This is a genomic window from Microbacterium sp. SY138 (assembly GCF_039729145.1).
Taxonomy (GTDB): Bacteria; Actinomycetota; Actinomycetes; order Actinomycetales; family Microbacteriaceae; genus Microbacterium; species Microbacterium maritypicum_A.
In genome coordinates this window covers 3,542,811-3,557,904 of record NZ_CP155793.1, presented here as the reverse complement: position 1 = coordinate 3,557,904, position 15,094 = coordinate 3,542,811, and the positions used below count along the sequence as shown (strand labels likewise).

Sequence of the window (15,094 nt, the reverse complement as noted above, 5' to 3'; positions counted from 1 at the left end):
CGCGCATGAAGATCCTGACGAGAGAGCGGCTGGTCGGCCTGGCCTTCCTGGCACCGACCCTCATCCTGTTCGCCGTATTCGTCGTGTACCCGATCGTGTACAACGTGCAGGCGAGCACGCTCGACTGGGACGGTGTCAACGTCGGCACGGCAGTCGGCATCGGCAACTACCTGGAGCTGTTCCAGGATCCGACGTTCCTCATCACGCTGCGCAACTCGGCGTTCTGGATCGTGCTGACGATCGTCCCCCAGGGCGTGATCGGCTTCCTCCTCGCCGTCGCCCTCAACCAGGGGCTCCGCGGCAGCACGATCTACCGGGCGATCTTCTTCATCCCCGCGATCCTCTCGCCGGTCGTGGTCGGGATCGTGTGGCAGCGCATCCTCGACCCTTTCAACGGCGTGCTCACCGCCATCGGCAAGGCCACAGGGCTCACCTTCCTCGGCGGCAACTACCTGGCCGATCCGCAGACGGCGATCTTCGCGGTGATCTTCGTGAACGTCTGGATGTGGACCGGGTTCTCGATGCTGTTCTACCTCGCGGGGCTGCAGCTGATCGATCCCAGCCTCGTGGAGGCGGCGCGCATCGACGGCGCCAACGGTTTCCAGACCATGGTGCGGATCACGTTCCCCCTGCTGAAGACCACCACACTGTCGCTCGTGCTCCTCGGGATCATCGGTTCGCTCAAGACCTTCGAGCTCGTCTACGTGCTCACGCAGGGCGGACCCAACCACGCGTCGGAGATGCTGCCCACCTTCGCGTTCCTGGAGGCGTTCCAGCTGCAGAACGTCGGGTACGCCTCGGCCATCAGCGTCGTGCTGCTCGTCGTCGCCGTCGTGAGCTCGCTCTCGATGGTGCGGGTGTTCGGCGCCGGATTCATCACAGGAGACGAGAAATGACCGCGACGAGCGAGACCCGCACCCTGATCGTCCCGAAGGACACCGTCGGCCGTCACCGCCACGGTGCTCCCGGACGCCGCGTCGGCTGGCTGCACTTCGTGCTCGTGCCGCTCGCCGTGCTCTGGCTCGTACCGATCATCATGGTCGTCGGGCTCTCGATGATGCCGCCGAACAACCCCGGCACGCAGTTCTTCGGGCTGTTCCCCGCGGAATTCAGCGTCAAGAACTACCTCACGATCTGGGACCAGAACCCGATCCTGTTGCACCTGCTCAACAGCCTCCTCATCACGGTGCCTTCGGTGCTGCTGGTCTGTCTGCTCGGATCGATGACCGCGTTCGCCCTGGCCCGACTGCGGGTTCCGCTGAAGGCCCTGATCTTCGGGGTGCTGATCCTCGCGCTGATCCTCCCGATGTCGAGCATCGTGGTCGCGACGTTCCGCATCCTGCAGTCGATGCAGCTGTACAACAACCTCCTCGGGCTCGTCCTGGTGTACAGCGCACTCGGCCTGCCGTTCGCGGTCATCATCATCCGCACCTCCTACCTCGCGATCCCGCTCGAGACCTACGAGGCCGCACGACTCGACGGGGCGAACAGCTGGCAGATCTTCTGGCGCATCTACCTGCCGCTCGGCAAGCCCGCCCTCGCCGTGGTCGCGGTGTGGCAGACGATGATGAGCTGGAACGACTTCCTGCTGCCGCTCGTCACGCTCGGCGACAACGAGCTCAAGCCGCTCACCCTCGTGCCGCTCGCCTACCGCGGCATGTACCTGTCACAGCCGGGGGCACTGTTCGCGATCCTGGTGCTGATCTCCATCCCGGTCGTGCTGCTGTTCGTCTTCATCCAGAAGTACCTGGTGAACGGCCTGTCGGGAGCGATCAAATGAGCGTCATCGGCCTCGATCTCGGAACCAGTGGCGTGCGGGCCGTCGCCTTCGCCGCAGACGGACGGACGCTCGGTGGGGCGTCGGCACCGCTGATGCTGCGGCGCGACGGTCGCGGGCGCGTCGAGCTCGATGCCGAGGAGATCATCGTCGCCGCCGAGAGCGTGGTGCGCGCAGCGGCGGCGGAGGCAGAGCAACTCGGCGACGCGGTGCAGGCGATCGGCTTCAGCGTGCTCGGCGAGGCCGTCGTACCTGTCGACGGGGCCGGCGTACCGCTCGCTCCGGTGGCGGTGAGCATGGACACGCGCGGCATCGAACACGCCGCCGTGCTGGGTGCGCGGCTCGGAGACGGCCGCTTCACCGCGATCACCGGACAGCCGTTGCACGGGATGTTCTCGGTCTTCAAGATCATGGCCGGCGATGATGCCTGGTCTGCGGCCGCGGGTTACCGCTGCATCGGGGATCTGGTCGCCGAGCGGTGGAGCGGTGTCGCTGCCATCGACCTCGGTCAGGCCGCGCGTACCGGCATCCTCGACGTCGATCGAGGCGAATGGAGCAGCGAGATCCTCGAAGCCGTGGCCGCCTCCGCCCCGTGGGTGCGGGAAGACCGGCTCCCGGTCCCCGTGGCATCGGGAACCATGATCGCCGGCGTCCACGACCAGGCGGCTGCCGTGCTCGGCGTCGCACCCGGCACGCGCCTGGTTGCCGGCACGCACGACCAGGCGGCTGCCTTCCTCGGCGCCGGCGGAGAGGCGGGAGCGCGGTCCGTGATCGCGCTCGGGTCGAGCGACTGCCTCTCCGTCGCCACCCGCGAACGCCCGCGTGGACTCGAGTCGACCGGCTTCGCCAGCTACCGACTCGATGACGAGACATGGATCACCCTCGCCGGAACCGCCGCAGGCGGATGGGTGCTGGAATGGCTGGCGACCCTCCTGGGTCGTGACGTCGGCGATGTGTTCGGCGCGCTCGCCGAGGATCCGCCCTCTCTCCTCGTGCTGCCGTACCTCGCCGGCTCCGGCACCCTCGACAACGACCCCTCCGCGCGCGGAACGATCCACGGCCTCACGCTCGACACGACCGTGCCGCAACTGGCGCGAGCCGTCGTGGAGGCCGCAGGCTTCGAGTTCCACAAGATCATCGCGGCCCTGGACCGCCACGGGGTCCGCGTCGATGACCTCCAGGTCACCGGCGCAGGTTCCGAGAACGCCGAGGCGCTCTCCGCCCGTGCCGCCGCGGCCGGGACGCGACTCACGCCAGTCGCCCGTGACGCATCCGCCCGTGGGGCGGCGATGCTCGCGCTCCGCGGTCTCGGCGCCGATTCCTCGGATCTCCTCGTCGCCCCCGACCCCGCTGCTGCGGCCGAGCCCGACCCCGCATCGGGCGAGTGGTACGCCGCGCAGCGAGCCGCCTACGCCGCCCTCTACGACGTGACCCGCGGCATCGCGCCGCACCTGGCCCGGCCATCGTGGCCGACCCAGAAACCGCCCCACCAGAAGGAGAACACGAAATGACCGAGACGACGCTCCAGCTCGACTTCGACATCGACGCCGCGCGCGAGGAGATCCTCGACTACTGCCTGCGTTCGATGGAGTACGGACTCAACTTCAACACGCAGGGCAACATCAGCATCCGCGTTCCCGGCGTCGAGGACCGGTTCCTGATCACGCCGACCGACCTCGAGTACGACAAGATGAGCGCCGATGACATCGTGCTCGTGAACGGCGACAGCGAGGTGATCGACGGACGGCTCGGGCCGTCGAGCGAGGTCACCGTGCACATGGCCGTCTACCGGCGTCGACCCGACGTGAACGCGATCGTGCACTCCGAGCCGGTGTTCTCCAACGTCTGGGGCGTCGTGGGGTCGCCGATCCTCGGGACGCTGGTGAACATGGTGATCTACACCAAGGGCGACGTGCCGATCATGCCGTTCGAGCTCAGCAACAACACCGAATTCGGCGAGCACATGTGCGACGCGATGGGCGACCTCAACGCGGTGGTGTGGGCGAACCACGGCCTGCTCACCGTCGGGCCGAACCTGCGTGACGCGTTCAAGACCAGTGTCGCGGTGGAGTCGGCGGCCAAGGTGCAGGCCTACGCCCGCGCGCTCACCGACACCCCGATCGTGCTCGACTACGACACGCTCGGCATCACCGAGTCGCTCTGAGGATCACGGATGGCACTGCAGACTCTGCGTACCGCGCTCGCCGACGCCGACGCGGGCGGCTACGCCGTCGGCGCCTTCAACGTGTCGAGCATCGATCAGGCGATCGCGGTGCTCGATGCCGCCGAGACGGAGCGTTCGCCCGTGATCGTGCAGGCGATCGCCGGGATGTCCGCCTACGACGACGAATCGCGCTGGTGGCACCGCCTGAGGGGTCTGGTCGCCGAATACGAGCATGTCCCCGCAGTGCTGCATCTCGATCACGGACGCACCCATGACGACTGCGCGCGGGCCATGGACCACGGCTTCACCAGCGTGATGATCGACGCCAGCAGAGCGAGCGGCACCGATGAACCCGCCTCCTTCGCCGACAACGTGGCGCTCACGCGTCGGGTGGTCGAGGCGGCCGTGCCCTTCGGTGTGAGCGTCGAGGGCGAGCTCGGCACGATCGGCGGGGCGGAGGCGGGTGTCACCGGGGTGCTCGAGGAGATCGTGTTCGCCGACCCCGATCAGGCCGTCGAGTTCGTGGAACAGACCGGGGTGGACGCGCTCGCGGTGGCAGTGGGCACGAGTCACGGCTCGGTCAAGTTCACCGACGAGGCCGGAGGCCAACGGCTGCGGCTCGGCCTCATCTCGGAGATCAGAGGACGTCTGCCGGACACCTTCCTGGTGCTGCACGGTTCCTCGTCGGTGCCCGCCGAGGCGGTCGCCAGGATCAACGCACACGGCGGTGACGTGCGGCCCTCGTACGGGATCTCGCCTGAGCAGAAGGCGGAGGGGATCGCCGCAGGCATCCGCAAGATCAATCAGGGCACCGACTCCCACCTGGCCTGGAGTGCCGCGCTGCGCACATTCCTGCAGGAGAACCCCGCGGTGGTCGAGCCCAGCGAGCAGCTGCGCCCCGCGATGGGCGCATTCCGGGCGATGGTCACGCAGCGCATGCGTGAGTTCGGCTCCTCGGGTCGCGCCTGAGGCCCCGGCCCCGCGGGTGAGGCGCGACGAGCTCGATCTCGCAGGTCAGGCGAGCTCGATCGCGAGTCCGGCCTCTCGAAGCGTCTCCAGCTCGGCCGGAGGCGCTTCGACGCCGGTGATCAGCACGTCGACGCGCGCGAGCGGAGCCACCTGGATCACCTGACTCTTGCCGATCTTCGAGCTGTCGGCGACCACGATGGCCCGCGCCGCCGAGTCGAGGTAGCGCCTCTTCATGGTGACCTCGGGGAGGCTGGAGTTCGTGAACCCCCGCTCCGACACCCCGTTGCAGCCGATGAAGCAGATGTCGCTGTGCACGGACCCGATGAACATGTCGCCCATCGGGTCGATGAGCGAGCGCTGCTTGTAGTTCACGGTGCCGCCGGTGACGACGACAGTGATCTGGTGCGGCTCCGCGACGCCGAGCTCGAGCGCGATCGTGAGGGAGTTGGTGAACACCACGACGCCGCGCAGATCCTCCCGGGCTCGCAGGGCGCGGGCGATCGCGAGCGTCGTCGTCCCGGCATCGAGCAGGATCGCCATCTCGCTCTCGACCAGCGCGGCCGCAGCATTGCCGATGCGTCGCTTCTCGGTGACGGCGCGCGTGAGGGCCCGCTCGTAGTCCGGGGAGTGGGCGGTGGACTTGATGCCCGAGATCGCTCCGCCGTGAACGCGCTGGATGACGTTCTCCTCGGCGAGGAGGTCGAGGTCGCTGCGCACCGTGACCTCGGACACGCTGAGGGTGCGGCTCAGCTCCTGCACGCGGGCGAAGCCCTGACGCTCGATGATCGACACGATCTGCTCGCGCCGCACCGTTGCGGGGACCGTCTGCGACCACTCTGGCATCCCCTCAGCGTACTCGGGACGGCGGAGCAGCCGACGGGTGCGCCGCCGGCGCCGCGCGATACTGTTGCACCTGTTGCACCACCCGGCTGCCGCATCATCCGGGCGTTGTCGGCGGGCGAGCCGGGGCAGCAGCAGTCGGCGGGAAGCAGAGGAGCGCATGGCAACGATCTACGACGTCGCCGCGCTCGCCGGCGTCTCGCCCGCGACGGTCTCGCGCGTCTTCAACGGCACGAGCGTGTCGGACGAGAAGGTCGCCGCCGTCCGTGCGGCCGCCGCGACGCTCGACTTCACGCCCAATCGGGCCGCCCGCTCGCTGCGTCGACAGAGTTCCGAGGTCATCGCCCTCGTGATCCCCGACATCGAGAACCCGTACTTCACCGAGATGGCGAGAGGGGTCGAGGATGTCGCCTCGGAGGCCGGGTACTCCGTCGTGCTCTGCAATTCCGATGCGCAGGTGGAGAAGGAGGCCACGTACCTCCGCATCGCGATCGCCGAGAACATGTCCGGCGTGATCATCGCGACCGCTGATGAGCACTCCGACCTCGACAGCCTCCTCGCCACCGGCCGGCCGGTCGTGGCCGTCGACCGCAGCACGACCTACGACATCGACGGTGTGGTGATGGCCAATCGGGCGGCAGGCACATCGGCGACGCGGAGTCTGATCGATGCCGGGCACCGTCGCATCGCCTATATCGGAGGGCCCGCGCACATCGACACCGCCGCCGAGCGCGCTGCGGGATGGCGTTCCGCGCTCGCCGCGGCATATCCCGATCTCGCCCTCGACGGCCTCGAGCGCTTCGCGACGTTCCGCGTCGACGGCGGGCGTGCCGCGATGGAGGAACTGCTCGCCCTCCCGGAACCTCCGGATGCGGTGGTGGCCGGCAACAATCTGATCGGTGTCGGAGCGATCCAGGTGCTCACGGAGCACGGACTCACCCCGCCGGACGTGGGTGTCGCCGTGATCGGCTCGCTGCCGTTCACGACGCTCTCGCCGAGTGTCGTGACCGTGGTGCGCCTTCCGGCGCGGCACATGGGTGTGACCGCGGCGCGGATGCTGCTCGAACGGATCAAGGGTGATACCCAGCCGGCGCGCACGGTCGTGCTGCGCAACGAGCTTCAGCCCGCGAGCGCCGTGCGGAGCTGAGCGGGCGGTCGGGCCGGCTACTGCGAGCGCCAGAACCGCGTCGCGAGGTTCGCCACCTCTTTGTCGAGGCTGTCGACCTTGTGCTCCAGGGCGTCGATGCGGCCGGTGAGCCGGCCCTCGAGACTCTCCAGCCGCCCGCTCAGATCGCCGCGCAGTCCGCCGATCTCGCCCCGCAGCTCGCCGCGCAGGCCACCGACCTCGGCGCGGATCACCCGGCTGAACTGCATCGTCATGAGGGTCATGCCGCCGAGCATCATGGTCGTGAACACGCCGATCAGCGTCCATACCTGCGGGTCGTCCAAGCGCATGCCTCCAGTCTGATTCGGGGTGCCCAGAATGTCACGGTATTCCGGTCCTGGTCAGCCAGAAAGCTGCGGTCGGTGGGCGCATCACCCTTCGGCGTGAGTGGTGCAGGACGACTCGCGCCTTGCGTCATGAAATCGATTTCGCGTAAAGTGGCGATGAAGCCCGGACTCCGTCGTCCGGGCACGAGGAGGACTCCATGCGCTGCACCCTCGGGGTGGACATCGGCACGTCCAGCAGCAAGGGCGTGCTGGTGGATGCCGGCGGTGGAATCCTGGCATCGGCGACCAGGGCGCACGATGTCGATCGTCCGCGCACGGGCTGGGTCGAGATGGACGCCGCGATCTGGTGGGACGAGTTCGTCGCGATCTCGGGGGAGTTGCTCGCCGCAGTCCCGGACGCTGAGATCGTCGGCGTGGGCGTCAGCGGAATGGGCCCCTGCATCCTCCTCGCCGACGAGCATGACGTCCCGGTGCGCCCGGCGATCCTGTACGGCGTCGACACCCGTTCGACCGTGCAGATCGAGCGCCTCACCCGGGAGCTGGGCGTCGACGACATCACTCGCATCGGCGGGTCGACGCTGACCTCGCAGGCGGGCGGACCGAAGATCGCCTGGGTCGCCGACGAGGAGCCCGCGGCGTGGGAACGGGCGCGGCGGCTGTACATGCCCGCGACGTGGCTCGTGCGCAAGCTCACCGCCGCCTACGTGCTCGATCACCAGTCCGCCAGTCAGGTGTCCCCCCTCTATGACATCGAAGGCGAATGCTGGCACGGCCCCTGGTGGGACCGATACGCGGCGCATGTCGAGCAGCCGACTCTGCAGTGGGCGGGAGATGTCGCCGGCGAAGTCACGGCCGAGGCATCGGCGCTCACCGGAATCCCCGCAGGCACTCCCGTGATCACGGGCACGATCGACGCCTGGACCGAGGCCGTCAGCGTCGGCGCGCACGAGGTCGGCGACCTGATGCTGATGTACGGCACCACGATGTTCATGGTCTTCACGAACGGTGCCGAGACGCTGCGGACGCCATCGATGTGGACCACGGCCGGTGCTTTCGCCGGCACCCGCAACCTCGCCGGCGGCCTCTCGACCTCGGGCGCGCTGACGGCCTGGCTCGTGGGGCTGACCGGCGCCGACTATCCCGAGCTGCTCGCCGAAGCCGAGACCTCGGGGGCCGGAGCGCGGGGCCTCCTCGTCCTGCCCTACTTCGCGGGCGAACGCACGCCGATCCAGGACCCGGACGCCCGGGGGGTGATCGCGGGACTCACGCTCGACCACACCCGCGGTGACCTCTACCGGGCCGCGCTCGAGGCCACGGCTCTCGGGGTGCGCCACAACGTCGAGACCATGCGCGCGGCGGGGGCGGACATCCTCCGCATCGTCGCGGTCGGCGGCGGCACCCAGGGGCGCTTGTGGTTGCAGATCGTGTCCGATGTCACCGGACTCGTGCAGGAGGTGCCCGCGACCACGATCGGGGCGAGCTACGGGGCGGCATTCCTCGCCGCGACCGCGACGGCCGCACCAGACGGGACTCCGGTCATCGCCGACTGGAACCCGATCTCCGAGCGCATCCACCCCGACGAGGCGGTGCGCCCGCTCTACGACGCCCTCTTCGACCGCTACGTGCGGCTGTACGAGGGGTCGAAGCCCGTCGTCCACGAACTCGCCGCTGCCCAGCGCGGCACGCCCGCGACCATCGACAACCCGACCCCCACCGCCCCGGAGGCATCATGACCACCTACACCCTGCCGACGCCGGCGACCCGTCCGGCCACCGCGCCGAAGACGGCATACATCATCACGTCCGGAGACCTGCGCGAGTCGGCGAACGTCGCCGGCTGGCCGACGCAGGTCGAGCTGGAGAGCGGCGTGACCGGTGTGCTGAACGCGCTCGGCTGGGAAGTCATCCGCCCGTTCGGCGTCGACCCCGAGACCGGCCATGGCTTCATCTCGAGCCAGCGGATGGGACTCGAGGTGTTCAAGAGCATTCCCGTCGATGCTCCCCTCGTCGTCGCCATCGCCAACTGGCAGTACTCCCACCACGTGCTCGCCGGTCTGCGGTCGCATGAGGGGCCGATCCTCACCGTCGCGAACTTCGCGGGGGACTGGCCCGGACTCGTCGGGCTGCTCGGGCTGAACGCGGGTCTGACCAAGATGGACAAGCCCTATGCGACGACGTGGTCGGTCGACTTCACCGATCAGTGGTTCACCGACGGCATCAGGGAATGGACCGAGACCGGTGCCATCGCCCACGACGCCTCGCACGTGCGCGCACTGCCCGCACTGCCGGAGAGCCCCGAGAAGCAGCTGGGTGAGGCGCTCGCGGCCGAGCTGCGCGCCGAGAAGGCGATCATCGGGGTCTTCGACGAAGGATGCATGGGCATGTACAACGCGATCTTCGACGACGAGCTGCTCAACGGGACCGGCATCTACAAGGAGCGGCTGTCGCAGTCGGCGCTGTACGCCGAGATGCTGAACGTCACCGAGGACGAGGCGGATGCCGCCTACGACTGGCTGATCGATGCGGGCATGACGTTCCGCTACGGCGACGACGCCGTCACCGAGCTCACGCGCGAACAGGTGCAGTGGCAGCTGAAGATGTACATCGCCGCGCTCCGCATCGCCGACGACTTCGGACTCGATGCGGTCGGCATCCAGTACCAGCAGGGGCTCAAGGACCTGGTGCCGGCGTCGGACCTGGCCGAGGGCATCCTGAACTCGACCGAGCGGCCGCCCGTCACCTCGCGCGACGGCTCACGCGTGCTGCACGAGGGGCGCGCGTTCCCGCACTTCAACGAAGCCGACGAGGGGGTCGCGGTCGACGCGCTCGTGACCGACCGGGTGTGGCGCGCGATGGGTCTCGTGCCCGACAACACCCTGCACGACGTGCGCTGGGGTGAGGACTACGACGGGCAGTTCGTCTGGGTCTACGAGATCTCCGGCTCGGTGCCCGCCTCGCACCTGGGCGGGTGGCAGAACGCCGAGGGCTGGCGCCAGGGCCACGTGTTCTTCCCGGCCGGCGGTGCGACCATCAACGGCGTCTCGAAGCCGGGTGAGATCGTGCTGTCGCGGGTGTTCATCGCCGAGGGGATCCTGCAGGCCGACATCTTCCGCGCCTCGGTCGTCGAGCTTCCTGCCGAGGAGACGCAGCGGCGCAAGGACGCCACCAACCCGGAATGGCCGATCGCGCACGTGGTGCTGCACGGCATCTCGCGTGACCAGTTCATGGCCCGCCACAAGGCCAACCACGCGCAGCTGGTCTACGCCCCGGATGCCGAGACGGCCGACAAGGCCCTGATCGCGAAGGCCGCGATGTTCGCCGGCATGGGCATCAAGGTCAACCTGGTGGGAGACGTGGCGGTCTGATCGGCTCGGGAGCTACTGCGATCGCCAGAAACGCGTCGCGAGATTCGTCAGCTCCGTGTCGAGGTCGCCGAGCGTCGATTCGATGCGTCCGAGTCGACCGTCGATGCCGTCGATGCGCGCCGAGAGGAGCGGCCAGGTTGTCGCGGTATTCCGGTGTCCGTGGGTGACGTACCCAGTCGTTGTGGGGAGGTCGCCTCCTGCGGCTCCGGTGCAGGAGGAGAGAATCATCCACTTCATCGACTTCTTCACCTCCGTCCACTTAAGCGATATAGTCAGCCGCAGGTCGCACCGAAGCGGCCTGATCTCGATATCGATGATGAAGGAGACGATCAGCCATGACTCAGTCACACGTCAAGATTCACCGGTTCCGAAAGGGGCTCGCGGCGCTCGCCGGGGTGGCGCTCGCCACGGTAGGAGCCGTCGCCGCCTCGCCGGCTGTCGCCGAGAGCCCCGCGACCGATCCGAAGGTGGTGGCGTACGTCGAGGTGAACTCGAACGATTTAGCGAACGTGGCCGACTACACGCTGGCGGATTCGGGCACGCCCGCCGTCGACATGGCGATCATCTTCGCCGCCAACATCAACTACGACGGCGAGAAGGCATACCTGCACTTCAACGACCGCGTCACCGCGACGCTCGACGATGCCGAGAACCAGATCCGCCCTGTGCAGGCGCGCGGCACCAAGGTGCTGCTCTCCGTGCTCGGCAACCATCAGGGGGCGGGATTCGCGAACTTCACCTCGTACGAAGAAGCCGATGCCTTCGCCGCCCAACTCGCCGACGCGGTGACGACCTACGGGCTCGACGGCATCGACTTCGATGACGAGTACGCGCAGTACGGAGTCGACGGCACGCCGCAGCCCAACGCGCAGTCGTTCGGATGGCTGGCGACGGCTCTCCGCGATCGCCTGGGCCCCGACAAGATCATCAGCCTGTACGCGATCGGCGAGACGTACACCGTGACCGACTTCAGCCTGTTCGACGTCGCGGGCGTGATCGACTACGCCTGGAACCCGTACTACCCCACGTACGACGCGCCGACCATCCCGGGCTTCGGGGACAAGACCCGCCTCGGGGCTGCGGCGATCGACCTCGCGAACGTGAGCTCGTCGACGGCCGCGGACTTCGCCGAGCGCACGGTGGCCGACGGGTACGGCGTGTACGTCGCGTACAACCTCACCGCGACGGACCAGTCCGCGCTGCTGTCCGGGATCACGCAGCAGCTCAAGGGAGAGGCGACGCAGTACACGGCTGCGCCGTGATCCGGCCATGTGCCGCGAGCCGGCCACGTGCCGTCTCGAGTGCTCAGTCCAGATCGAACACCTCGAGCTGACGGATCGTGACCTCGGCCTCCGCACGCACGCGGAGCGCCGGGGTCACGACCCGGTCGGTGAGCGTGAACGGCGTCGTGCGATCGCGAAGCAGAGCCTCCTGATGCGTCGTCGTCACGGGAGTCCAGTTCTCGTCCGCTCCCAGGATCTCCCAGCCCAGTGCAGACGAGTTCGAGGCGGCCGTCGTCGTCACACTGAGGTCGCTGACGCCGCGCGGCTCGGGGAACCGCCACCCGACCCATTCCCCGGCGCGGAGGGTGACGCCGGGATCCCCCGCCGGATCCCCGTCGTCGAAGACGCGCTCGGGGTGCGCGAGCGCCACGGAGGAGATGACCTCGCCCCCGGTCGAAGTCAGGTCCGCGCGCCAGGGTTCGGGGGTGTCGCGCGGAGTCGGCTCGCCGGTCTCGAGCGCGCACACGGGGTCGTCGCCGAAGACCAGGTCGAGCACGACGTCGCCGGCGAGAGCGTCGATCGGCAGCGTGGCCGACGCCATGGGAGCCCCGTCGAGTCGCGCCTCCTGCAGCACGTGGGCCGAGGGGGAGGAGCGTCGGGACCGGATGCGCAGGGTAGAGCCGTCGCCGCGATCCACGCGGATGTCGTCGAAGAGCGGTGATCCGATCCGCAGATGTCCGGAGGCGAGCTCGAGCGGGTACAGCCCGAGCGCCGCCCACAGCCACCACGCGCTCATCTCGCCGTTGTCCTCGTCGCCGGGGAAACCCTGGCCGATGTGCCCGCCGGCGAACAGCCGTCCGGCGAGCTCGTTCACGAGGGGCGCCGACCGCCACGGGCGATCGCTGAACGCGTACATGAAGGGGATGTGGTGAGCGGGCTGGTTCGAGATCGCGCACATCCCGGAACGCAGCGCCCTCGCCTCGCGTTGCTCGTGGATGACGGTGCCGTACGCGCCGCCGAACCGTTCGTCCGCGGTCTCCGGCTCCGCGAAGAGGGCGTCGAGGTGGCGGCCGAAGCCCGCTGGACCCCCGTAGAGCTCGGCGATGCCTGCTCCGTCGTGCACAGCCCCGACCGACATGCCCCAGGCATTCGTCTCGACGTTGTCTCCGCCCCAGGATCGCGGATCGAATCCGGGGGTGCGCGCACCGCTGTCGTCCCTTCCCCGGAAGAACCCCGTGCCCTCGTCGAACAGTGTGCGATACGACCGGGATCGATTCGCGAAGTACCGGGCGAAGGATCGATAGCGTGCTGATTCCGATCCGGATCCGACGTCGGAAGCCCGCTGCGCGGCGAAGCGGCCGAGTGCGGCATCGCTCACCGCGTTCTCGATGCTCCAGCTCATGCCCTCCGGTACGTCCGCGGAGATATACCCCGTGAATCGGCCCCTCGCGATGCCCTTGCGCCCGCGGCGTGCGTCCGGCCCCGGCTCGCAGGCGTTCCGCCACCCGCTCTCGAATGCGCCGACCCGGTCGAACTCCACGCCCCAGCGGGCCGCGTCGGCGAAGATCTGGTCGCTCGAGGTGCCGACCATGCTGTCGACGTACCCCGGCGCGCTCCATCTCGCCATCCACCCTCCGCGGCGATACTGCTCGAGCTGGCCGTCGAGCAGCGTACCGGCGAGCCCCGGATCGAGCAGGGCGAGCGCCGGCCACTCCGTGCGATAGGTGTCCCAGTACCCGTTGTTCACGACGAGCTCCCCGTCGACGGCCGGTGCACCCTCGCCCGAGGGGTGTCGTGCGGCGAACACATCGGCGAACCGCCAGGCGGGCGTCTCCGGGGTGCCCACGTTCTCGGCCGCGCTGTTGGGGTACAGGTGCATGCGGTGCAACGCCCCGGCGATCCGGGAGCGATGCTCTTCGTCGGCGAGCGTGCGATACGGAAGGTCGGCGTCGGGCAGCGGCGGGATCGTCACGCGCGACAGCAGCCGATTCCACGAGGCGGCGCCGGCGTCTCGCAGTTCCTCGTAGGCCACCGAGGGCGGTGCCTCGGTCTGCAGAGCATGCCGGGCCTGCTCCACCGACAGGAAGGAGAGGCCGATCCGCACCTCGAGCGATCCGCGTCCGGCGACGTAGCCCGCGACCTCGCCGCGTCCGTCGTCATCGAGCGGGCCGTGCTCGGGAGCCCCCACGGCCCCCTGCACGTCGCCCCTGGCAGGCAGGATGGCGCCCGCGAAGTAGCACCGGGGAGCGTTCCCCCACTCCTCGGATCCCTCCGGGATCCACCCCTCGAATCCTTCGGCGTCCGTCCAGGCGAGGTGCCCGTCGTCGGTGAGCTGGTCGATGACGAAGCCGACCGGGGCATCGGGGTCTGCGCTGTGCACGCGGAAGACGGCCCCGTGCGCGGTCGCGGTCATCTCGACGCGCAGGCCGTCGCCGAGCTCCGCCGCGTACTCGTGCGGTCGCGCACGCTCGGAACCGCGAGTGATCCAGCGGCGGCGGCCGGCGCGGTGCGAGGTGGGCGTGCCGAGGAACGGCATCAGCTGCAGCACGGAACGATCGCCGATCCAGGGGCTCGGCTGATGGGAGAACTGCAGGGCTTCGAGACGACGCCCCTGCGGGTCGTCGTGCACGAAGGGGCGGTAGGGCCAGCGGGAGTCCTCCGCATCGGTCGACGGCGTGACGAACGTGAATCCGTGGGGGAGGGCGACCGCCGGGATGGTGTTGCCGCGCGAGAACCGCGGGCCGGAGTGCGAGCCGCGTCGGGTGTCGACGCGTTCGACGGGGGCGACGTCGGCCGGCGTCGGCGTCTTCTGCTCGACCTCGACCTGCACGTAGCCCGTGCATCGGGCGGGGAGGTCCGCGGCGTGGAAAAGCGAAGCGGTGCCGAGCACGAGCTCGACCACACCGCGGCGGCGTGCCGAAGGGGCGAGCGAGACGGTGTCGGCGTTCCACTGCTCGGGCAGGCTCCACCGGGCGTCGAACTGTGCGTGCGCCGTGACAGGGAAGTCGTAGCGGTCGCGCACGGCGGCGACATCGCTCAGTCGGGTGCCGTCGGCGAGGCGCACGTCGACGGTCACGGCGAGGGCCGCGTGCGGGGCCAGGGTCGCATCGGGACCGTCGGCGTAGAACGCCCAGTGCAGCACGGTGTCCGGGGTGATCTCGAGATCGTCGAACCCCGGGACGTCGATCCGCTGCTCGCCGGCGGAGGGGTCGAACACGAAGGCGTGCACCGGGCTCGACAGCACACCCGAGCGGGGACGGGACGACGGGGGATCTGCCGGCCCGTCCGCCGGCGTGAGATGCACG

Annotated in this window: 13 protein-coding genes; 9 read left to right on the top strand and 4 right to left on the bottom strand. The window is 69.1% G+C overall.

The window, feature by feature from the left end; translation table 11 throughout:
- The first annotated feature begins 5 nt into the window (after nucleotides 1–5).
- From ABDC25_RS17180 to ABDC25_RS17160, 5 genes are read left to right on the top strand one after another with little or no spacing between them, the layout of a single operon-like run.
- The gene (locus ABDC25_RS17180) at nucleotides 6–896 is read left to right on the top strand and encodes a sugar ABC transporter permease (protein WP_021201702.1); all 891 of its coding nucleotides are present in this window, start codon (nucleotides 6–8) and stop codon (nucleotides 894–896) included.
- Nucleotides 893–1,780 carry a carbohydrate ABC transporter permease gene (locus tag ABDC25_RS17175; protein WP_021201703.1) on the top strand — a complete coding sequence of 296 codons (888 nt, stop codon included), beginning with the start codon at nucleotides 893–895 and terminating at the stop codon, nucleotides 1,778–1,780. Before ABDC25_RS17180 ends, ABDC25_RS17175 begins: the two co-directional genes overlap by 4 nt.
- The gene (locus ABDC25_RS17170; protein WP_347123823.1) at nucleotides 1,777–3,288 is read left to right on the top strand and encodes an FGGY family carbohydrate kinase; all 1,512 of its coding nucleotides are present in this window, start codon (nucleotides 1,777–1,779) and stop codon (nucleotides 3,286–3,288) included. The genes ABDC25_RS17175 and ABDC25_RS17170 overlap by 4 nt, the downstream gene beginning before the upstream one ends.
- Nucleotides 3,285–3,941, top strand: coding sequence for a class II aldolase/adducin family protein (locus ABDC25_RS17165; RefSeq protein ID WP_021201705.1), 657 nt, complete (start codon nucleotides 3,285–3,287; stop codon nucleotides 3,939–3,941). The genes ABDC25_RS17170 and ABDC25_RS17165 overlap by 4 nt, the downstream gene beginning before the upstream one ends.
- A gap of 9 nt (nucleotides 3,942–3,950) precedes the next feature.
- Nucleotides 3,951–4,910, top strand: a complete 960-nt coding sequence (locus ABDC25_RS17160; RefSeq protein ID WP_021201706.1) for a ketose-bisphosphate aldolase — start codon at nucleotides 3,951–3,953, stop codon at nucleotides 4,908–4,910.
- 45 nt (nucleotides 4,911–4,955) lie between these two features.
- Here the strand turns inward: ABDC25_RS17160 and ABDC25_RS17155 are convergent, their stop codons facing one another.
- Nucleotides 4,956–5,753 (bottom strand): DeoR/GlpR family DNA-binding transcription regulator, encoded by a 798-nt coding sequence (locus ABDC25_RS17155; protein WP_021201707.1) that lies wholly within the window; start codon nucleotides 5,751–5,753, stop codon nucleotides 4,956–4,958.
- Nucleotides 5,754–5,910: 157 nt separating this feature from the next.
- Between ABDC25_RS17155 and ABDC25_RS17150 the strand changes: the two genes are divergently transcribed.
- Nucleotides 5,911–6,897 carry a LacI family DNA-binding transcriptional regulator gene (locus ABDC25_RS17150; protein ID WP_021201708.1) on the top strand — a complete coding sequence of 329 codons (987 nt, stop codon included), beginning with the start codon at nucleotides 5,911–5,913 and terminating at the stop codon, nucleotides 6,895–6,897.
- 17 nt (nucleotides 6,898–6,914) lie between these two features.
- Here ABDC25_RS17150 and ABDC25_RS17145 read toward each other — a convergent pair whose 3' ends face one another.
- On the bottom strand, nucleotides 6,915–7,205 hold the full coding sequence (locus tag ABDC25_RS17145; RefSeq protein ID WP_021201709.1) for a hypothetical protein: 291 nt from the start codon (nucleotides 7,203–7,205) through the stop codon (nucleotides 6,915–6,917).
- A gap of 194 nt (nucleotides 7,206–7,399) precedes the next feature.
- On the opposite strand from ABDC25_RS17145, the gene ABDC25_RS17140 reads away from it, so the two are divergent.
- Both ABDC25_RS17140 and ABDC25_RS17135 read left to right on the top strand, forming a co-directional pair.
- On the top strand, nucleotides 7,400–8,935 hold the full coding sequence (locus tag ABDC25_RS17140; RefSeq protein WP_029259340.1) for an FGGY family carbohydrate kinase: 1,536 nt from the start codon (nucleotides 7,400–7,402) through the stop codon (nucleotides 8,933–8,935).
- Complete coding sequence (locus tag ABDC25_RS17135) at nucleotides 8,932–10,566, top strand: hypothetical protein (RefSeq protein ID WP_021201711.1); 1,635 nt, start codon at nucleotides 8,932–8,934, stop codon at nucleotides 10,564–10,566. Before ABDC25_RS17140 ends, ABDC25_RS17135 begins: the two co-directional genes overlap by 4 nt.
- Before the next feature lie 12 nt (nucleotides 10,567–10,578).
- On the opposite strand, the gene ABDC25_RS17130 is transcribed toward ABDC25_RS17135, so the two are convergent.
- Nucleotides 10,579–10,914, bottom strand: coding sequence for a hypothetical protein (locus ABDC25_RS17130; protein WP_347123818.1), 336 nt, complete (start codon nucleotides 10,912–10,914; stop codon nucleotides 10,579–10,581).
- On the opposite strand from ABDC25_RS17130, the gene ABDC25_RS17125 reads away from it, so the two are divergent.
- A complete protein-coding gene (locus ABDC25_RS17125; RefSeq protein ID WP_347123816.1) occupies nucleotides 10,902–11,828 on the top strand; it encodes an endo-beta-N-acetylglucosaminidase H in 927 nt (308 codons plus the stop codon). The genes ABDC25_RS17130 and ABDC25_RS17125 overlap by 13 nt on opposite strands.
- A 43-nt stretch (nucleotides 11,829–11,871) precedes the next feature.
- Here the strand turns inward: ABDC25_RS17125 and ABDC25_RS17120 are convergent, their stop codons facing one another.
- Nucleotides 11,872–15,093 carry a GH92 family glycosyl hydrolase gene (locus tag ABDC25_RS17120; protein ID WP_347123814.1) on the bottom strand — a complete coding sequence of 1,074 codons (3,222 nt, stop codon included), beginning with the start codon at nucleotides 15,091–15,093 and terminating at the stop codon, nucleotides 11,872–11,874.
- Nucleotide 15,094 lies beyond the last annotated feature (1 nt).

Excerpts from the sequence above, each read along its gene's own strand:
- ABDC25_RS17180 (WP_021201702.1), top strand. The coding sequence starts at position 6 with ATGAAGATCCTGACGAGAGAGCGGCTGGTCGGCCTGGCCTTCCTGGCA.
- ABDC25_RS17175 (WP_021201703.1), top strand. The coding sequence starts at position 893 with ATGACCGCGACGAGCGAGACCCGCACCCTGATCGTCCCGAAGGACACC.
- ABDC25_RS17170 (WP_347123823.1), top strand. The coding sequence starts at position 1,777 with ATGAGCGTCATCGGCCTCGATCTCGGAACCAGTGGCGTGCGGGCCGTC.
- ABDC25_RS17165 (WP_021201705.1), top strand. The coding sequence starts at position 3,285 with ATGACCGAGACGACGCTCCAGCTCGACTTCGACATCGACGCCGCGCGC.
- ABDC25_RS17160 (WP_021201706.1), top strand. The coding sequence starts at position 3,951 with ATGGCACTGCAGACTCTGCGTACCGCGCTCGCCGACGCCGACGCGGGC.
- ABDC25_RS17155 (WP_021201707.1), bottom strand. The coding sequence starts at position 5,753 with ATGCCAGAGTGGTCGCAGACGGTCCCCGCAACGGTGCGGCGCGAGCAG.
- ABDC25_RS17150 (WP_021201708.1), top strand. The coding sequence starts at position 5,911 with ATGGCAACGATCTACGACGTCGCCGCGCTCGCCGGCGTCTCGCCCGCG.
- ABDC25_RS17145 (WP_021201709.1), bottom strand. The coding sequence starts at position 7,205 with ATGCGCTTGGACGACCCGCAGGTATGGACGCTGATCGGCGTGTTCACG.
- ABDC25_RS17140 (WP_029259340.1), top strand. The coding sequence starts at position 7,400 with ATGCGCTGCACCCTCGGGGTGGACATCGGCACGTCCAGCAGCAAGGGC.
- ABDC25_RS17135 (WP_021201711.1), top strand. The coding sequence starts at position 8,932 with ATGACCACCTACACCCTGCCGACGCCGGCGACCCGTCCGGCCACCGCG.
- ABDC25_RS17125 (WP_347123816.1), top strand. The coding sequence starts at position 10,902 with ATGACTCAGTCACACGTCAAGATTCACCGGTTCCGAAAGGGGCTCGCG.